The sequence below is a fragment of the Pseudomonas sp. NY15437 genome (assembly GCF_048068435.1).
GTDB lineage: Bacteria > Pseudomonadota > Gammaproteobacteria > Pseudomonadales > Pseudomonadaceae > Pseudomonas > Pseudomonas nitroreducens_B.
The window spans coordinates 568,481-587,085 of record NZ_JBLUQC010000002.1; the positions used below are offsets into that span (position 1 = coordinate 568,481).

An 18,605-nucleotide genomic window follows, 5' to 3' on the forward strand; every position below is an offset into this window, starting at 1 on the left:
ACGATATAGATGCAATGGGAAACCGTGATCGGGCTGGAAATCCACGCACAGCTCTCCACCCAATCGAAGATCTTCTCCGGTAGCGCCACCACCTTCGGCGCCGCCCCGAACACCCAGGCCAGCCTGATCGACCTGGCCATGCCCGGCACCCTGCCGGTGCTGAACCAGGAGGCCGTACGCATGGCCTGCCAGTTCGGCCTGGCGATCAACGCCGAAATCGCCGAGCGCAACGTCTTCGCCCGGAAGAACTACTTCTACCCGGACCTGCCCAAGGGCTACCAGACCAGCCAGATGGACCACCCCATCGTCGGCAAGGGGCACCTGGACATCACCCTGGAAGACGGCACCGTCAAGCGCGTCGGCATCACCCGCGCGCACCTGGAAGAGGACGCCGGCAAGAGCCTGCACGAAGACTTCCACGGCATGAGCGGCATCGACCTGAACCGCGCCGGTACTCCGCTGCTGGAGATCGTCTCCGAGCCGGACATCCGCAGCGCCAAGGAAGCCGTGGCCTACGTCAAGGCGATCCACGCGCTGGTGCGCTACCTGGGCATCTGCGACGGCAACATGGCCGAAGGCTCGCTGCGCTGCGACTGCAACGTCTCGGTCCGGCCCAAGGGCCAGGCCGAGTTCGGCACTCGCGCCGAGATCAAGAACGTGAACTCCTTCCGCTTCATCGAGAAGGCGATCAACCACGAAGTGCAGCGCCAGATCGAGCTGATCGAGGATGGCGGCAAGGTCGTGCAGGAAACCCGCCTGTACGACCCGAACAAGGACGAAACGCGCTCCATGCGCAGCAAGGAAGAAGCCAACGACTACCGTTACTTCCCCTGCCCGGACCTGCTGCCGGTGGTGATCGAGCGCGCCTTCCTCGACGACCTGCGCGCCAACCTGCCGGAACTGCCGGACCAGAAGCGCGAGCGTTTCGAGAGCCAGTACGGCCTGTCCGCCTACGACGCCAGCGTGCTGTCCGCCAGCCGCGAAATGGCTGACTACTTCGAGCAGGTCCAGACCATCTGCGGCGACGCCAAGCTGGCGGCCAACTGGGTGATGGGCGAGCTGTCCAGCCTGCTCAACAAGGACGGCCTGGAGATCGAGCAGTCGCCGGTATCCGCCGAGCACCTTGGTCAGATGATCCTGCGCCTGAAGGACGGCACCATCAACGGCAAGGCGGCCAAGACCGTGTTCGCCGCCATGGCCGAGGGCGAAGGCTCGCCGGACGAGATCATCAAGGCCAAGGACCTGGTGCAGAACACCGACTCGGGTGCCGTCGAGAAGCTGCTGGACGAGGTGCTGGCGGCCAACGCCGAGCAGGTCGAACAGTACCGTGCCAGCGACGAAGCCAAGCGCGGCAAGATGTTCGGCTTCTTCGTCGGCCAGGCCATGAAGGCCGCCAAGGGCAAGGCCAACCCGGCACAAGTGAACGAACTGCTGAAGAAGAAGCTCGAAGCCTGAGCCCATACTTCACCGACGCCGGGCTTGCCCGGCGTTTTCACATCTGGAGGTTCGATGCTGCGCCCCCTGGCCCTCGTCGGCTGCCTGGCCCTGCTGGCCGGCTGTAGCACCCCGTCTTACGACAGCGAAACGGAAGTCTCCGGCCGCGGCTACCGCGCCGAAGGCACCGCGTCCTATTACGGCAAGGCGCACCATGGCAAACGCACCGCCAGCGGCGAGCGCTTCAATCAGAACGCCCTCACCGCCGCCCATCGCACGCTGGCCTTCGGCACGCGGGTGCGGGTAACCAACCTCGACAACGGCCGCAGCGTCGTGGTGCGCATCAACGACCGCGGGCCATTCGGCCGCGGGCGGATCATCGATCTGTCCAAGGCAGCCGCCGAACAACTCAACATGCTGCGCTCCGGCACCGCGCCGGTACGCCTGGAAGGACTCTGAAGGAGCCACCATGAACAACGACAACCGCAAGGCCGGCGAACAGGTACGCCGTGAAGTGATGGGCGACGCCTTCGTGGATCGCGCCCTGGGCAATGCCACCGAGTTCACCCAGCCGCTGCAGGACTTCGTCAACGAACACGCCTGGGGCGGCGTGTGGAACCGTGACGGCCTGCCGCGCAAGACCCGCAGCCTCATCACCCTGGCCGCGCTGACCGCGCTCAAGTGCCCGCAGGAACTCAAGGGCCACGTGCGCGGCGCGTTGAACAACGGCTGCACGGTGGAAGAGATTCGTGAAGCGCTCCTGCATTGCGCGGTCTATGCCGGCGTCCCGGCAGCCATCGATGCTTTCCGCGCAGCGCAGGAAGTGATCGAGGCGTGGCAGGCGGATCAGAAGGCTTGAGATCCGACAGCGCCTGTTGGCGCTGTTCGCGGGCGTGGCCCGCTCCTACAAGGGAGTGCGCAGCGCAGCGGTTCGCGAGCAAGCTCGCTCCTACGAAAAGCGTATTGGGCTCTGGCTCTTGAAGACTTCCAGTGAATTACCCTCACGCGCCGAAATGCCCCTTTCAGGAGGCCGAGTGGAAGCGGAGTTTCAGGGGTTGAGCGACATGGATGTCGCGAGAGCTGCGATGGGCCAGGGACGGCCCTTCGCAGCGTGCCCCTGAAACTCCGCTTCAACGAGGGTATTTTTCGCCTAGGCGAAAAACCGGATGGAGGGGCAAGACCTTTGCCTACTTTGGGTCGTTTGCCAAAGTAGGTCGCCCGAGGGGGCGAAACACAGAGTCCGCGCGCACGCCGAAGCGGCGCCAAAAGACCTCACCCGAAGCACCATGCAGCTCCACGGCGGCGGATAACGCTGACGCGTTATTCGCCCTACAAACTCGGCATGTAGGAGCGGGCCACGCCCGCGATCCGTCGGCAGGGCCGACGGCCTAGCCGTTACGGATAACTGAACCGCTTGACCAGCGTCAGCTCGCTCGGCTGGCGCATCGGGATGAGGAAGGACTCCTGCTTCTCGTTCACCGTGCCCTCCTCCGTGACGATGGTCACCTGCGCCGTGGTCAGCGGCTTGGCCGCGTTGACGTCGCCGGAGCTGTCGTCCTCGCTCCAGCCGCCGCCGTAGTAATTCACGTAGACCAGGTACTGCCCCTTGAGCGGCGTCGGGCTGGCGATGATTTCCGGGCCGTAGCCGGTGGTCACGTCGACGTCCTGGGCCGCTCCGTTGGGCAGCGAGCGGTTGCCGTACCAGACGTGGCCACCATCCGGCGTCACCAGGTGCAGGTCGAGGTCGGTGTTGTCCGAATCCCAGGACAGCATGACCCGCAGCTTGGCCGCCACCTCACCGCCACCGCCGCCGTGATAGAACTGCACGCGCTTGTGCTGCTGGCCGTCCGGGCTGATGACCTCGACACTGTTGGAGCCCGCCGGGAAGGCGAACGGACGGTCGAACGTACCGTCGCTTTCGACCCGCATCGGCATCGCCACGCCGTTGACCACCAGGCGCGCCGGTTCCTTGCTGTCCTTGGGCTGCGCGCGGATCTCGCCGCGGATGCGCGCGGTATCGGCCTGGTCCGCCCGGGCGTTCACCGAGGACGCCGGGTAGTTCACCGTCTGGCGGAAGTCGGCCTTGTCGCCATCGCCCGCGCGCCAACCGCCCAACGGGGTGTCCAGGCGGATCGGCGATTCGGCGGCCTGCGCGGCCAGCGGGATCAGGCCGGCAAGCAGGGTCAGGCGGAGCGCGTGGGCGAGTGTCATGGTGATCATTCCAGTATCAGGCGACGGGCCAGGCTTTCCACGTAGCCCTCGTCTTGTCCATTGGGGTGCGCCTGGAAGGCCAGGTGCAGGTATTCATGCGCCAGGTCGAGGCGGTCCTGCTGGGAGTACAGGCCGCGCACATAGATGCGCTGGCGTTCGCGATCGACGTAGGGCCGGCCGCTGCTCAGGCGGCATACGGCGAAGGATTGCAACTCTTCATAGCCCGCCTCGCCTTCCAGGCGCGGGCGCCAGTCGCGTCGTTGCGCCTGCAGCCAGCGCTCGGCCTCGGGCAGCGGCTGGCAGGCGGCGGTCGGGTTGCTCCAGCGGCTCAGGCTGGTGCGCGGGAAGGCGCGGGCGAGGATGGCGTCGTAGCGCAGGCCTTTGGCCGCCTGCTCCTGGGCGTCCCGCCAGGACAGCTTCGATGGCCCCGCCTCGTCCGAGTGATAGGTAACGGTGCCGCCAGCCAACACCAGATCGGCGGTCCAGGCAGCGATCCCGCGAGCCGCCTCACTGGCCGGGCGCGGCGCCACGCGCTGGCGCTGGCTGCTGTCGTCGATGCTCAGGCAGTCGCCGCGCGGCGCAGCGTTCTGCAACAGATAGGTACGGATGGTCACCGCCAGCGCCTTGGCCGCTTCCGCCGGCGTCGCCGAGGCCTCGCGGTCCAGCACGCGGGCGACGTATTCCTCGCGGGACAGGCGGGCCGTCAGCCGCGGCCCCTGGGCATCGCGTTCGAGGAACAGGTCGCCGCTGCTATCGATGTCGAGCCGAACGCCATTGCTGAATAGCACGTTCTGCCGGCCGACCAGCAGGCCTTCGGCGGCGGGCTGATGTTGAGCGTTGTAGACCTCCTTGAGCGGATAACGGCTGAAAAGCCCGACCTCCACGCAGCGCCCCGGATCACCGGGCCACGGCGCCGGCAGCGCGGCGCCGATGGCGTTGCCGTAGGTGGCCAGCACCGTCTTGCTGGTGCCCGGCCCGCGTGCCCAGAGCGGCGTGCCGTCCACCAGCCAACCCGCGAAGCCTCCCTCGCGCTGGCCGCGCTCGTCCCAACTCCAGGTTTTTACCCGCAAGCGGCCGCCCAGGGCAGCGGGCGCTCGCCCGTCATCTGCCGCCAGGCTGACATCGAGCAGCACCTTGCGCGCCTGTTCCTGGGCCGGCAAGTGCTGCAATTGATCGAGCAGTTCGGCGACCGGCACCTCGGTCTGCGGCGCCAGCTTGTCCAGCTGAGCGATCCACGCCGGCGCCTGGCGCGCCTGCCAGTACTGCTGCCAGAGCGAACCGTCGATGCCCAGGCGCTGCGGCTGGAAGTACAGGCCGCAGGACTTCACCAGCGCGGCATCGCGCGCGATGCTCTGCCCCGCCGAGCAGCAGTAGACCTCTTCCTTGCTCTCGCCCCGACACTGGTAGGCCGGCTCCTGCTGGCCGGTGTCGCTGAGCCAGGCGTAGACGAACAGCTTCCACAGGCTGCCCAGCGGCGCGCGCAAATCCGCGGGCAGCGGCTGGCGATCGATCACCTGCTGCGGCCCGAGCCGCAGCAGTTCGTCACCCTGCGCGGTGCGCCAGGCCAACTGCGCCGGCTCCTGCGCGGCAAAGGCGCAGAGCGGCAACAGCAGGCTCAGCCCGGCGAAACGCGCGCGCATTTACTGAACCTTGATCTTCGCCAGGGCCGGCTGCTGCTCCAGCGCCTGTTCCTGCGGCGCATAGAGGCGCTGGTAGCGCGCCGGCGGCAGGACGAACTCGCCCTTCTGCGAGAAGCGCACCAGGTGGCGCAAGCGCAGCTCGCCGCCCAGGGTGTCCACCGGCACACCGTAGAACAGGTCGCCCGGTTCGTTGCGTGCGCGCTCCAGGCTGGTCGCCTCGACGCCGCCCAGGCCGCTGATCTGCAGGCCCCAGGTGGTGCGCTCGACATCCGCGCCCGGCGGCAACGGCACTTCCAGCATGCCGTAGCGCAGGGCTTGCGCGGTGTTCAGAGTCACTTCGTCCAGGTACAGCTCGTCGCTGGACAGCGGCTTGTCGCCCAGCTCCTCGGCGCTGAAGGCGAAGGCGTCCTCCCCCGGCACCAGGCGCAGCAGGCGGCGTTTGATGGTCACCGGCAACTGGGTGGTCGGCGCGTCGGCACTGCGGAAGGTCACGGAAGCATTGAGCGGACGCGACGGCGCGGCGGAGAGATCCAGCTGCGCCGGCACCGCCTTGCCCTGCCAGCGCCAGAAGGCATCGCCGGTGGTGCTGTGGTCTTCCTTCCAGTCCGCGACCGGCTTGGGCAGCTCGGCAGTCGGAGCATCGGCGACGGCGCGCTGCATCCAGGTCAGCGCCAGGGCGCGTTCGAGGGTGGACTGCTGCGGCGCCAGGCTCTGCAGCAGCGCGCGGGCGCGGCCGGCGTCCACGCTGCCGCTGTAGAGCTGCACGGCGCGTGCGAACGGCTGGTCGCTGGTGTTGAGCTTCAGACGCGCGGCATCCAGCTGCTTGGCGAAGCCTTGCGGCAGCGCGACCTTGTTCTGCTCGGCCAGGCTGGCCGTCAGCACGCGGGCCACGGCCAGGCCCAGCTCGGAGTCCGGCTGGCCCATGACCAGGCTGTCTTCGCTGTCGAAGTCGTTCACCGACTTCGCCGCCTCGCCCGTGCCGGCGTTCTGCAGGTCGGTGAGCAGGCCGCTGACCAGCGTCTGCACCGGCAACTGCATGTCGCGGGCGAAGGCCAGGATCAGCGCACGCTGCAACAACGGCGTGGCGCTGGCGCGCGCGGAGTACAGTTCCAGCACACGCTGCCAGTGGTCCGCCGGCAGCTGGATTTCCAGCGCGCGGCTGGCGTGCCAGTCGGCGTAGTAGGCGTAGGCGGTGAGGAAGGCGTCGTTGTCTTCGCCGCCCCACCAGGTGAAGTACGCATCCGGGCCGGCCATCTGCACCAGGCGCAGGCGGCTGGTCTGCATGATCAGCCGCAGCCGGTCGCGCACGCGCGGCTCGCCGTTGGCCAGCAGCGGGTAGGCGACGCTCAGCGGCAGCAGTTGGCTGGCGGTCTGCTCGACGCCACCCCAGGGATAATCGAGCAGGGAATCGAGGTTGCCGCGCAGCAGGGCCTGGGCGCTGTCATCCAGGCGCAGGGTCACGTCGCGGGCATCCGCCGGCAGTTGCAGCGGGGTGTTCTGCGCGCTGACCTGCAGCGGCCTGGATTGCAGGACCTGCCAGCTGTCCGCCACCAGGCTGAAGTGCACGCCGAGGCTGTCGCGCACCTGGCCGTCCTGGCGCAGCTCGACGCTCCAGTCGCCATCGCTGAGCGGCTGCTTCGGCAGGGCGATGTAGTTGACGCCGCGCTTGAGCGCCAGCGCCTGGGTCTTCTCCTCGCCATTGGCGCGGATCAGCAGTTCGGCCTTGGCGTCCTGCTCGCCCTGGTTGAAGACGAACAGGCCCAGGTCCGGGGCATCGCCCGTGCGGAAGCGTTTCGGCCCGCTCCACTTCAGGTACAGCGGCTTCTCCGAGCGGATGAACTGCTTCTTCTGACCGACCTGCCCGTCGTTGTCCATGGCGCGGGCGGTGATGCGCCAGCGGGTCAGGGAATCGGGCATGCGGAAGGTGAACTGCGCCTTGCCGTTGGCGTCGGTGACCAGCTCCGGTTCCCAGGCGGCGGTATCGACCTCTTCGCGGCGCGGGCGCTCCAGCACCTTCACGCCACGCTCGCTGCGGTTGGCGCGGCTCGGGGCGCTGGGCGTGCCGGGCAGCGCCACGTCGTAGCTGATGAACGCCAGGCTTGCGCTGGTACGCACGTTGTTGCGACGCGGGTGGTAGAAGAACTGGTCGATGCCCGGGGCAATCTCCGGCTGCAACGCATAGATCATCTCGTCCACCACGCTCACGGTGAGGTGGCTGGAGACGGGCTTGCCGGCGTAGGTGGTGTCGAGGTTGACGGTGACCGTCTCGCCCGGCTCGTAGCGCTCCTTGTCGGTGCTGACGGCGATCTCCACCTGCGGCACGGCCACCTTGATGCCGGCGTTCTGGAAGCTGTAGTCGCCACTGCGGGTGTAGAGCACGGAGAAGGTCAGGTTCGGCGAGAACTCGGCCTTCACCGGGATACGTGCGCGGTACTGGGTCGGGTTGAGCTTCTCCAGCTTCAGCCAGTCGCCGCCCTTGGACAGCAGCGCGGTGGCCTCGACCTTGTCGCGCTCCAGCGACAGCAGCGCGTCGTCCACCGGCTCCGGGAAGGTGATCAGCGCCAGCGCTTCTTCGCCGGCCTTGTACTCGGCCTTGTCGAGGACGATTTCCACGGTGCCCGGCACGGCCTTCACGCCATCGCCGCTGACCGAGTGACCGGTGCCGCCGAGCAACTGGCCGGCCTTGTCGCGCAGCTCGATGCTGTAGGTGCCGGGCTTGTCGAAGGTGATGGCGAACGTGCCATCGGCCACAGCGCCGTCGCCACTGCTGCGGTCTTCCAGGCGCAGCCAGCGGTAGGCGGTCGGCTGGATCTGCGTCTGCTGCTCCGCGGCGTAGCTGAATTCGACCTTGTCGCCGGCGGCGCTGAAGCGCTGCGGTGCGCTCACGCGATAACGCGCGGCGCCGCGCTCGATGAGGATTTCCTTGCTGGTCTTCACGCGGTAGGCAGCGCCATCGCTGGCGAACACGGTGAGCATGTAGCGGCTGGGTTTTTCCGCCGCCGGCAGGTCCAGCGCGGCACGGCCCTGGTCATCGGTGGTGAGCTGCGCGCTGGACAGCTCCACGGGGAACTGGCCCAGGTACTGCAGTTCGTTGTCCACCATGGACAGCTGCTGGGCGCGCAGGCTCAGCTCCAGGCGGGCGTTGGCGACCGGCTTGCCGTCCGGGTAGAGCAGGATGAGGTTGCCCTTCACCGGCTCGCCGGTCTTGAAGTCCGGCTTGGCGAGGTCGAGGGAAATCTCGAAGTGCGGCTTGATGTACTCGGCAACGCGGAAGGCGCTGCTGTAAGTCTGGTTGCGGTAGTCGAAGCGCAGCTCGTAGCCCCCGGCCACGGCGTTGGCCGGCAGCTGGAAGCGGCCGTTGGTGCCGCTCTTGGCGTCGTACTTGAGGTCCAGGGTCTGCAGCGTGGTGCCGGCGGCGTCGATCACCGACAGGCGCAGCGGCGCGCTCTGCGGCGACTGCGATTCGCGGGAGTTCTTGAACTCGCGGCCGACGATCTTCAGCGAGACCCAGTCGCCCGGACGGTACAGCGGGCGGTCGGTGAAGGCGTAGAGCTTGGTGTCGTAGATTTCGCTGTCGTAATAGAAGTTCTCGGAGACGAAGACACCGCCCTCCTCGTCCTCGCCGATCACGAAGGAACGCTCGGGGCTGACGTGCTGCAGGCGCAGCAGGCCGTCGGCGTCGCTGCTGCCGCTGCTCATCACGCCCAGGCCGTCGGTCCACAGCACCTTGGCGCCGCCCACCGGCGTGCCTTCATGCTTGCGCGCCGTCCACACCAGCAACTCGTTGCCGGCGATCTTGCTCACCGCCACGCTGTTGGAGACGAACACCACGGTGGTCGCGCGGTACTTGCCCACCAGCGCCTCGACCAGGTACAGGCCAGGCTTGAGCTTGCCCAGCGGGACGTAGACGTTGCCCGGCGCGACGTTGATGAACTCGCTGGAGGACCCCATCAGGGTCACGTCCTTCGGCGGCTGGATGGGCTTGGCGTCCCACAGCGGGTAGCGGAACTGGCTGACCATCGGCAGGCCGGGGATCGGCGCGTACTGCGGCTGGGCGTCGTAGGGGGTCGGCGCCTTGATGGCATTGCCCATCTTCAGCTCGGGCACCACCTCGGTGACCTGCTGGCGCGATTCGTAGGAGAAGGTCCGCTGCATCACCCGACGCGACTTGCGGTACCAGTTGTCCCACAGGTAGGCCAGGGTGTTGGACAGGCCCTCGCCCTTGAACTGCCCTTCGGACAGCACGCGGTGCAGGTTCTTCTGGCGCTTGAGGAAGTCCAGCGGCTGGTCGATGCGGTAGACGCGGATGTCCGCGCCACCGTAGGGCTCCATGCGATAGCGACGGTAGTCGCGGCCCGGCGCTTCCAGGCGCACCTTGGCCACCTCGTCGGAGGCAAAACTCGAGTCCGCCAGCAGGAAGAACGACTCGCCGGCCATGGGCGTGTAGCCGCTCGCCGGGACGTCGTCGTCCGCCTGCACGATGGCGGGCGCGGCCGCGATCAGGCCGGCGCAGGCCAGGGCGGCGGCGATGCCGCGCAGCGCGTTCATCGGGTCAGGAAGGACAAGCGATAGACGCCGATAAAGTTGGGATTGGATTCGTCGGGTATCCATCGGGTGTCCTTCCATGTCATGAGTTGTTGCAGGCTGACCGAGCGCATGCCGTTGTCGGTCGCCGTACGAGTGCCGGTGTGATAAGCGATGTCGCGGCCCATCCAGATCATCAGATGCTGGTCATCGCCCTGGTCGAAGAACATCAGGTCGCCGGGACGCGCCTGGTTGAGGTCGCGGCCAACGAGCTGGCTGTTGTATTGAATGAGTTTGATCGCGTTGACGTAGGGGCCGGTCTTGCCGCCGCCCTGCTGCCAGGTCTGCGCGAGGTTGCGCTGCGCCTCGGTGAGCTCCAGCTCCGGCGGCAGGTAGCGATTGGACATGCCGTTGGCGCGCAGCCACTTGGCGTCGTGCACCTTCAGCGCCTCGTTGGCGGCGAAGCGCACGAGGCCGGCACAGTCCTGCTGGTACCAGCGCGGGTTCGGCCCGCGGCGCAGCTGCTCTTCGGCGATGCGCACGAACCAGGCGCGGAACACCTGGGTCTGCCGGGCATCCAGCGCCGGCTCCGCCGCGTGCGCCACGGTGGCGAGCAACAGACCGGCGAGCAGCGTGAACGGCGTGCGGATCACAGCGCCTTCCATTCCAACGGCAGCCACTCCCACTCACCGCCGGGCTCGCTGCCGGCCGGCAGGGTCAGGGCGTAGGAGCCATTGCCGGCGAGGGTCTTCAGGCGCGGCAGGAGCAGCGTGTCGGCGGCGTTGCGGAACACCGGCTCGATGTCCTGCGGCAGGCTGTCGAGGGTTTCGCGCTGGAGCAGTTCGGACAGCGTCTTCGGCGCCAGGTAGGCGGGCACCAGGGCGTCCTTGGGCAGCACGTCGGCCAGCGGCGGGAAGCGCTTGGCCAGGGTGTTGCGGGCCTTGTCGAGCAGCTTGTCGTCGATGGAGAACAACAGGGTGTTGCCATCGCGCAGCAGGCTGACGCGGAAGAAACCGTTGCCACTGACCTGATCGGGGTTCTCCGCTTCGCTGGCCGGATACTGGCCGAAGCGCGAGCTGACCTGGCGCTGCCACAGGTGGCCTTCCCCTTCGGCGCGGCTTTCCACCTCGAAGGCGCCACCCTCCACGTTGGCCTCGTAGGCGCCGATCACGCTGCCGAACAGCTTGCCCAACTGGTCGTCCAGTTCGGGGCTGGCGGGTGCATCGAGCTTCACCGCGAGCAGCGGCGAATGCAGGCGTGAATCCGGGTACCAGCACAGACCCGCGGCACCGGAAAGGTGTTCGGAGAAGGCGGCGGCCATCTTCTGCTCGGCGCCCAGCTTCACCAGCATGTTGTCGTACAGGCCCGGCGTAACCGGCAGCGCGACGCAGGCGCTGGCGCCCATGGGCATGGCCTGCCAGACAGGTGCGAAATCCAGGTCCGGCTGGCGGGCGACCTCATTGAGCGCCAGGTAGCTGTGCCAGCCGTCGTTGCCCTGTTCGAAGCGCACGCCGGCGAAGGTCGGGATGAAGCGCTGGTAACCCATGGCGAGCACACCGGCACCCAGGGTGATGCGCTGCTTCAGCTCGCCGCGCGGCTCCAGGCCGAAGTCCTTGGCGAACAGCGGCTCGCCTTCCAGCGCGCTGCCCAGGTCCTTGGCAACGGCGGCATCGGGCTCGCCCAGGTTGTCGTAGTCCGGATGCGGGAAGAGCATCTTCGGGTTCGACAGCACTAGCATCTGGTCGCCACGGGAGACGAACAGCACGGTCTTCTCGGCGCCGTAGCGCAGGCTGTAGACAGGCGTGGCGCTGCCCTTCACCTGGACCTCGGCAACCTTCTTCAACTGGGTGTCATCGGCCGCGACCTTGGCCAGCGGCTCCAGCACCTTGGCCAGTCCGCCGCGCTTGATCACCACCATGAAGTCGCGCAGGCGGCCGTCGGCGCCGCGCCACAGGGCGACCTGGGCAGGCTGGTCGAGCAACTCCTCGATCACGCTGTCCTTGAGGGTCAGGTCGTGCTCGTAGACGATGCGCCGCAGCGTGCCGGTCAGGCCCAGGCGGTCGGCGTTGTTCTCGTAGTAGAAGACGAAGTCCTCGGTGAGCACGTCGCGCAGCAGCGGCACCTCCAGCACGGCCTTGGGCAACTGGCTGAGGGAGGCACTCTCGATCAGCGCGTCCGGGCGCTTCAGATCGCGGACCACTTCCGGGCTTGCCGGCGCTTCCAGCGTGCCCACCGGCGCACTGTGGAAAGCGGGGATCAGCCCGAAGGCCAGGGCCAGGCCGCCGGCGACCAGAGCGGCGGCGAGCGCGCCGATGGCGATCAGCGGACCACGGCGTGAAGGCTGCACGGCCGGCGCGGCCGGGGTGCTGTCTGGGCTGCTGGTTGGAGTGTTGTCGCTCATGGATCGCTTGTCCCGTGTCATCCCTGCGAGGGGCGAATTCAGTAGTTGAAGGTCTTCACCAGCACCAGATCGCCGATGGTGCGCATGGGCACCACGAAGGTCTCGCGCTTCTCGTTGACGGTGTTTTCGTTGAACACCAGGTTGATCTCGGCGGTGATCACGTCCTGCTCGTGATTGCCTTCCTGGAAGTTGTACCCCTGGCTGGCGTTGTAGTTGCCCCAGTAGTTCACGTAGACCAGGTAGGTACCGTGCAGCGGCGCGGCCATGGTGAACATTTCCGGGCCGGGGCCATCGACGCCATCGGGGTCGAGGCCGCCGCCGTTGCTCAGGCGCGGGCGTGCCCAGAAGGCATGTTGGCCATCAGGCGTGACGATATGCAGATCGAGTTCAGCCTTGGGGTCGTTCCAGCCCAGCGCCAGGCGGATGCGCGGTGCGACCCGGCTGTTGTTGGCTTCATAGAACTGGACGCGCTTGAGGGATTTGCCCTCGGCGCTGGCCACCTCGACGCTGTTGCTGCCGGCGCCGAAGTTGTAGGGGCGGACGAACTTGCCCTCGCCGTCGGTGTACAGCGGCAGCGGGTTGCCGTTGACCACCAGGCGCTGGGCGCGGTCGACGCCGGCGACTTCGCGCAGGTGGCCTTCGATCAGGCTGCGACCGCGCGCGCCGCCACGGTCGATGGGCGGCGTGGGGTAGGCCACGCGGGGCACGCTGGGGTCATCGGTCAGGCCGGAATAGCGCCAGCCGGCGCTGGGGCTGGAGAGGTCCGCACGCGGCTCGGCAGCGGCCATCGCAGCCAGGAGACTGGCTGACAGATACAAGACGGCACGAACCATCCGACGCGTGAGCTGCATGAACATTCCTTGATCGTGCATTGCGGGGGAGCCAAATGTAACTGGTCTTGTCGACGCGCGGAACGGCCTTCGCATGGCGATGCGACGCAGACCGATCTTTAAGAAATTTCTTACACGCCAAATAGCTTTTTACGCACTACCACTTGGAAGCGTCTCACCCGCGCGCAAGTCACATCCAGCCGCCCCACTGCAGGACGAAGATGCCGACGTTGGTGGTCAGCGCCGCCACCAGGGTGGTGATCACGATGATCGACGCGGCCAGTTCGTGATTGCCATTGGCAGCGCGGGCCATGACGTAGCTGGCCGCCGCCGTGGGGCTGGCGAAATAGAGGAAGAGCACGCCCAGCTCGGCGCCGCGAAAGCCCAGCGCCCAGGCGACGAAGGTGCAGATCAGCGGCAGCCAGACCATCTTCATCAGGCTCGCGCTGATCGCCAGGCCACCGCTTTCGCGCAGCGAGGCCAGGGACAGGGTGCCGCCAATGCACACCAGCGCCAGCGGCAGGGTCATCTGGGCGAAGTAATCGGCGGAGGTCAGCAACCACTTCGGCAGGCCGATGCCGAACCAGGAGAACGGCAGCGCCGCCAGCACGCTGAGGATCAAGGGGTTGCCGATGACGTTGCGGGCGATGCTCAGCGGATCGGACTTCATGCTCGAGCTGTAGATCGCCAGCACCACCGAGGACAGCGTGTTGTAGCAGAGGATCACCAGGGCGGCGAGGACCGAGCCCAGGGCCAGGCCGTGGTCACCGTAGAGACTGGCGGCCAGCGCCAGGCCGATGATGCCGTTGTTGCCGCGAAACGAGCCCTGCACATAGACGCCGCGCTCCGCACGCGGCACCCGCCAGGCCGCCCATCCCCAGGCCAGCAGGAAGCCGGCCAGGGTCGCCGCGCAGAAATACAGCAGCACTTGCGGGCGCGCGGCGCTGTGCAGGTCGGAGTGATAGATGCCGAGGAACAGCATTGCCGGCATGGTGGCATTGAACACCAGCGCCGACGCGGTCTGGATGAACTCCGGATTGATCGCCCCGACCCGCCGCAGCAGCACGCCAAGGAACAACATGGCGAAGACCGGGGCCGTGATGCTGAGGGTCTGGAGCAGGAGTGCGAGCATGACAGGAGACAATCTGGGCGGCGGGGGCGGCAATCATAGCAAGCTAAGTACCCGCCGCGCCGTGGCCGATCAGACTTCCGCAGCCTCTTCGCGCACGGGCGCCGGCAGCTCCAGCGGCTTGGGCGCTTCGCCTTCGGCCAGGCGGGTGAGCTTGCCGTCCACGGTGGCGCCGTTTTCCATGCTCAGTTGGCGGTACTGGATGTTGCCGACGATGCGCGCATTGGAGTGCAGTTCCAGCAGGTGCTCGACGTACAGGTCGCCGACGATGGTGCCATCGATCAGCGCGTCGTAGCTGCTGACGTTGCCTTCGATCCGACCCTCGGCGCTGAGCGCCAGCAGGCTGGCCGCGCCAGGCTTGTGGGTGACGTTGCCCTTCACGGTGCCGAGGATCTTCAGGCCGTCCTCGAACTGCATGTCGCCCACCAGGGCCACATTGCCGGAGAGCAGGCTGGAAAACTTGTCGACCGAAACCTGCGGCCCCTTCTTCTTGCTGTTGCTGAACATCGGTCCTCCTCGGACGAATTACTTGCCAGGCTTCTGCTGGCGGAAGAAGGCCAGCTCGGTCTTGAGTTTCTTGATTTCCGCCGACATGGCGTCGATGCGCTGCATCAACTGGTCGCGATTGGCCTGCGCTTCTTCGTTCTGCAGGCGCTTCTCCTCCAGCTCGGCGGTCAGTTGCCCTACTTGTGCGTGCAGTGCCTGGAGTTCGTCGGCGTGTTCGCGAGCGTGGGCCGCGCCATCATCGTGGTAACGCATCCACCCGATACCCGCCGCCGACGCGCCCAGCACCAGGGCCAGCAACCACGCCCACGCCAGCCGCGCAGAACGACGGGGGGCGTGGGGCAGGTGGTCGGCGCGTAGCAGGTCGCGGGTAGAAGGTTTTCTAGTCCGAGGCCATACCATCGCTATCGATCTCCATGCCGCCCAGAGAGAGGAAGTTTTGCGGGTCGACGAACTCACCGTGGTAGAGCACTTCGAAATGCAGGTGCGGGCCGGTGGAGCGCCCGGTCGAACCGACCTTGGCGATTTCCTGCCCCGGCAGCACGACATCGCCCACCTTCACCAGCAGCTTGGAAGCATGGGCGTAGCGAGTGACAAGGCCATTGCCGTGGTCGATCTCGACGCGGTTGCCATAGGACGGGTTCGGGCCCGCCACGATCACCCGCCCGCCTGCCGCCGCGTGGATCGGGCTGCCGGCGGGGGCGGAGAAATCCTGGCCGGAATGGAAGGCCAGGCGGTGGTTGAACGGATCGGAGCGATTGCCGAACGGCGAGCCGAGGCGCGCCTGCTCCATGGGCCGGCGCGCGGGGATCGCCATGAAGTCGGCGTTGCGCCGGGCCACCTGGTCCATCAGCAGATCGAACACCCGGCGCAGGCATTTCGCCGAACGCTCGCCCTGCTCCAGGTCGTCGTTGGAGCCGGGTAGCGGTTCCGCGCAGGGGCGCGGCGGCAGCAGGATGCCGCCCTCGCCCTTGGCCGCGACCTTCGGCTTGGGTTTGGGTACCAGGGACGGATCGACCTTGGCCAGCTTGCGGGCAATTTCCTCGTGGCTGTCGACGGCCTGGAGCAGATAGGTGGCGTCCTTTTCCAGCACCTGCAGGCGGCCGGCGAGTTCGCCGATGCGCTCGGCGGCGAAACGTTCGCCGGAAGCTTCTTCCTCGGATTGTTCGGCCTGCACGACGACAGGCGCGGCCGCCGGCGCCGGCGCGACGTTGGCACGGCCCACCCAGATTCCGCCGGCGAACGCCAGCGCCGCGAACGATACGGCGGCGCAGCCGGCAACCAGCACGATCTTGCGCGGGTCGACCAGGCGCAGGTCCGAACGGGTCAAGGCCTGTCGTGACGGGGAAAGGAACTTCATAAAGGTACCGTTGGAATGCATTCGACCCCAGCGGGGTGACCGCCGGGGTGCACAGGGTACCTGTTATTGAAATCTTCGCAGCGGCGAAACACTGAAAAATGTAAAAAAATAAGAAGAAATCATCCTGTCTGATAAAGCTTTCAGATGTTTCCCACTAACGAGATCACATTTTCGCAGTGATTCAAACTGCCATTACGCCGGCAGAACGGACTCGACCTCCTGCAGGCGATGCTCGTCCAGGCGCAGTTGGCGCGGGTGGAAGCGCTTCAGGCTGGCGCGATGGCCAATGCTGAGCAAGGTCACACCGGGCAGTTGGTCGAGCAGTACCTGATACAGCGCGGCCTCGTCGGTTTCATCCAGCGCGGAGGTGGCTTCGTCGAGGAACAGCCACTGCGGTGCGTAGAGCAAGGCACGGGCGATGGCCAGGCGTTGCTGCTCGCCGGGCGAGAGCACGCGCTGCCAGTGATCGGCTTCGTCCAGGCGCGGCACCAGCGCATCCAGACGGCACAGGTGAAGCACCTGCTTCAGCCGCTCCGGATCGTGGCGATCACCCGCCTCGGGGTAACACAGCGCCTCGGCGAGGGTGCCGATGGGCAGGTAGGGTTTCTGCGGCACGAAGAGGCTGCGCGCGTCGGGCATCTGCACCACGCCGCTGCCGTAGCGCCACAGGCCGCTCATGGCGCGCAGCAAGGTGCTCTTGCCGCCACCGGAGGGGCCGCCGATCAGCACGTGTTCGCCGGGGTTCAGTTCCAGGCTGGTGGGCTCCAGCAGCTCGCGGCCATTGCCCAGGCTCAGGGTGAGGTTGTGCAGTTGCAGGTTGGCGCCGGTCTTGCGCACGTCGATGTTGGCCGCTTCCTGGGTGGTCTCGCCCATGGCGTGGCGGAAGCTCAGCAGACGATCACTGGTAGCGCGCCAGCTGGCGAGGCTGGTGTAGGCGTCGATGAACCAGCTCATGCCTTCCTGCACGTTGCCGAAGGCGGAGTTGATCTGCATGAGTTCGCCCAGCTGGATCTGCCCGGAGAAGTAGCGCGGCGCGGCGACGATGAAGGGAAATACGGTGGCGATCTGGCCGTAGCCGGCGGTGAAGAAGGTGAGGCGCTTCTGCACCTTCATCAGCTCCCAGAAGTTGCCCCAGACATTGCGGAAGCGTCCCATCAGCCGCTCTTTCTCGTTGGCCTCGCCGTTGTACAGGGCGATGCTCTCGGCATTCTCCCGCACCCGCACCAGGCCGAAGCGCAGGTCGGCCTCGAAGCGTTGCTGGCGGTTGTTCAGGCCGATCAGGCGACGGGCGATCAGGTGGGTCAGCCAGCTGCCGACCGCTGCATAGACCAGCGCAGCCCAGAACATGTAGCCGGGAATGGTGATGCCGAACAGCTCGATGCTGCCGGAAACTCCCCAGAGGATGACCGAGAAGGACACCAGGCTGACCACGTTGCGGATCAGGCCCAGGCCGAGACTCAGCGTCGTGCTGGTGAAGTTGTCCAGGTCTTCGGTCAGACGCTGGTCGGGGTTGTCCGTGTGGCCGCGCTGCTCAAGGCGGAAGTAGCTCTTGTCGCCCAGCCAGGCGGCGAAGTGCTTCTCCGTCAGCCAGCGGCGCCAGCGGATGGTGAGCATCTGGGTCAGGTACAGGCGGTAGACCGCGGTGAGGATGAACACCGCGGCGATGCCGCAGAACATCAGCATCAGGTGGATGAAGCTCTTCAGGTCCTTGTTCTGCAGGGCGTTGTAGAAATCGCGGTACCAGCTGTTGAGCCAGACGCTCAGGGCCACACCCACCAGCGACAGGGCGATCACCACGATCAGCAGCAGCCAGGCCATGCCCTTCTCTTCGCTGCGCCAGTAAAGCGCGGTGAGTTGCCAGACTCGGTGGAAGAAGCGGCTGCGAACGGCGTCGTTCGCGGCGCGGTATTCGGCGCTGTCGGTCATGGGGTGTGCTCGCACGGCTGGAAATAAAAAGGAGCGCTCATTGGCGCTCCCTTATGTTATCGATCGCTTAACGCCTCACCGGGCGTTTTTGCAGCTTACGTTGCAATGTCCGCCGGTGCATGCCCAGCGCACGGGCGGTCGCGGAGATATTGCCGTCATGTTCGGCAAGCACGCGCTGGATATGTTCCCACTGCAGGCGATCCACCGACATGGGGTTTTCCGGGACCAGGGTTTCCAGGTCCGCGTGCTGCGACAGCAGGGCGGTCAGCACGTCGTCGGCGTCGGCCGGCTTGCACAGGTAATTGGTGGCGCCGCGCTTGATGGCTTCCACGGCGGTGGCGATGCTGGAGTAGCCGGTGAGAATCACCACGCGCATTTCGGCATCCAGCTCGAGCAGCTTGGGCAGCAGCACCAGGCCGGAGTCGCCATCCATCTTCAGGTCGAGCACGGCGTAGTCGGGCAGATCATCCTTGGCCATGGCCAGGCCTTCCTCGGCAGAGCCGGCGACCGACACCCGCAACCCGCGACGGGTCATGGCGCGGGCCATGACGCGGGTAAAGGTGGCATCGTCATCCACCAGCAGCAGGTGGGGCTGCTCTTCGCCTTCGAACAGGATCTCTTCGCTCATGGTACTTCCTCGCGGGCG

Annotated in this window: 15 protein-coding genes; 3 read left to right on the forward strand and 12 right to left on the reverse strand. The window is 66.8% G+C overall.

Going from position 1 to position 18,605, the window contains the following annotated elements; translation table 11 throughout:
- Window positions 1–9: 9 nt before the first annotated feature.
- From gatB to ACNFIA_RS06725, 3 genes are read left to right on the forward strand one after another with little or no spacing between them, the layout of a single operon-like run.
- Complete coding sequence (gatB, locus tag ACNFIA_RS06715; RefSeq protein WP_416783551.1) at window positions 10–1,455, forward strand: Asp-tRNA(Asn)/Glu-tRNA(Gln) amidotransferase subunit GatB; 1,446 nt, start codon at window positions 10–12, stop codon at window positions 1,453–1,455.
- A gap of 54 nt (window positions 1,456–1,509) precedes the next feature.
- On the forward strand, window positions 1,510–1,893 hold the full coding sequence (locus tag ACNFIA_RS06720; RefSeq protein ID WP_416783553.1) for a septal ring lytic transglycosylase RlpA family protein: 384 nt from the start codon (window positions 1,510–1,512) through the stop codon (window positions 1,891–1,893).
- A 10-nt stretch (window positions 1,894–1,903) separates the two neighbouring features.
- Complete coding sequence (locus ACNFIA_RS06725; protein WP_259759350.1) at window positions 1,904–2,293, forward strand: carboxymuconolactone decarboxylase family protein; 390 nt, start codon at window positions 1,904–1,906, stop codon at window positions 2,291–2,293.
- Window positions 2,294–2,829: 536 nt separating this feature from the next.
- Here the strand turns inward: ACNFIA_RS06725 and ACNFIA_RS06730 are convergent.
- The 12 genes from ACNFIA_RS06730 to ACNFIA_RS06785 form a co-directional block, all read right to left on the reverse strand.
- Window positions 2,830–3,645, reverse strand: a complete 816-nt coding sequence (locus ACNFIA_RS06730; RefSeq protein ID WP_416783554.1) for a YfaP family protein — start codon at window positions 3,643–3,645, stop codon at window positions 2,830–2,832.
- A 5-nt stretch (window positions 3,646–3,650) separates the two neighbouring features.
- Window positions 3,651–5,285 carry a DUF2300 domain-containing protein gene (locus tag ACNFIA_RS06735; protein ID WP_416783556.1) on the reverse strand — a complete coding sequence of 545 codons (1,635 nt, stop codon included), beginning with the start codon at window positions 5,283–5,285 and terminating at the stop codon, window positions 3,651–3,653.
- A complete protein-coding gene (locus ACNFIA_RS06740) occupies window positions 5,286–9,833 on the reverse strand; it encodes an alpha-2-macroglobulin family protein (protein ID WP_416783557.1) in 4,548 nt (1,515 codons plus the stop codon). It lies immediately after the preceding gene.
- A complete protein-coding gene (locus tag ACNFIA_RS06745; protein ID WP_259759346.1) occupies window positions 9,830–10,474 on the reverse strand; it encodes a DUF1175 domain-containing protein in 645 nt (214 codons plus the stop codon). The genes ACNFIA_RS06740 and ACNFIA_RS06745 overlap by 4 nt, the downstream gene beginning before the upstream one ends.
- Complete coding sequence (locus ACNFIA_RS06750; RefSeq protein WP_259759345.1) at window positions 10,459–12,210, reverse strand: DUF2138 domain-containing protein; 1,752 nt, start codon at window positions 12,208–12,210, stop codon at window positions 10,459–10,461. Before ACNFIA_RS06750 ends, ACNFIA_RS06745 begins: the two co-directional genes overlap by 16 nt.
- Window positions 12,211–12,248: 38 nt before the next feature.
- Window positions 12,249–13,043 carry a YfaP family protein gene (locus ACNFIA_RS06755; RefSeq protein WP_416783745.1) on the reverse strand — a complete coding sequence of 265 codons (795 nt, stop codon included), beginning with the start codon at window positions 13,041–13,043 and terminating at the stop codon, window positions 12,249–12,251.
- 187 nt (window positions 13,044–13,230) lie between these two features.
- Window positions 13,231–14,172, reverse strand: a complete 942-nt coding sequence (locus tag ACNFIA_RS06760; protein ID WP_416783560.1) for an AEC family transporter — start codon at window positions 14,170–14,172, stop codon at window positions 13,231–13,233.
- 69 nt (window positions 14,173–14,241) lie between these two features.
- Window positions 14,242–14,676, reverse strand: coding sequence for a bactofilin family protein (locus ACNFIA_RS06765; RefSeq protein WP_259759343.1), 435 nt, complete (start codon window positions 14,674–14,676; stop codon window positions 14,242–14,244).
- 18 nt (window positions 14,677–14,694) lie between these two features.
- Window positions 14,695–14,928 carry a hypothetical protein gene (locus ACNFIA_RS06770; RefSeq protein WP_416783562.1) on the reverse strand — a complete coding sequence of 78 codons (234 nt, stop codon included), beginning with the start codon at window positions 14,926–14,928 and terminating at the stop codon, window positions 14,695–14,697.
- Window positions 14,929–15,055: 127 nt separating this feature from the next.
- Window positions 15,056–16,033, reverse strand: coding sequence for a M23 family metallopeptidase (locus tag ACNFIA_RS06775; RefSeq protein ID WP_416783563.1), 978 nt, complete (start codon window positions 16,031–16,033; stop codon window positions 15,056–15,058).
- Window positions 16,034–16,225: 192 nt separating this feature from the next.
- The gene (locus tag ACNFIA_RS06780; RefSeq protein ID WP_416783564.1) at window positions 16,226–17,959 is read right to left on the reverse strand and encodes an ABC transporter ATP-binding protein/permease; all 1,734 of its coding nucleotides are present in this window, start codon (window positions 17,957–17,959) and stop codon (window positions 16,226–16,228) included.
- Window positions 17,960–18,026: 67 nt separating this feature from the next.
- On the reverse strand, window positions 18,027–18,587 hold the full coding sequence (locus ACNFIA_RS06785; protein ID WP_054906642.1) for a response regulator transcription factor: 561 nt from the start codon (window positions 18,585–18,587) through the stop codon (window positions 18,027–18,029).
- Between the last annotated feature and the right edge of the window lie 18 nt (window positions 18,588–18,605).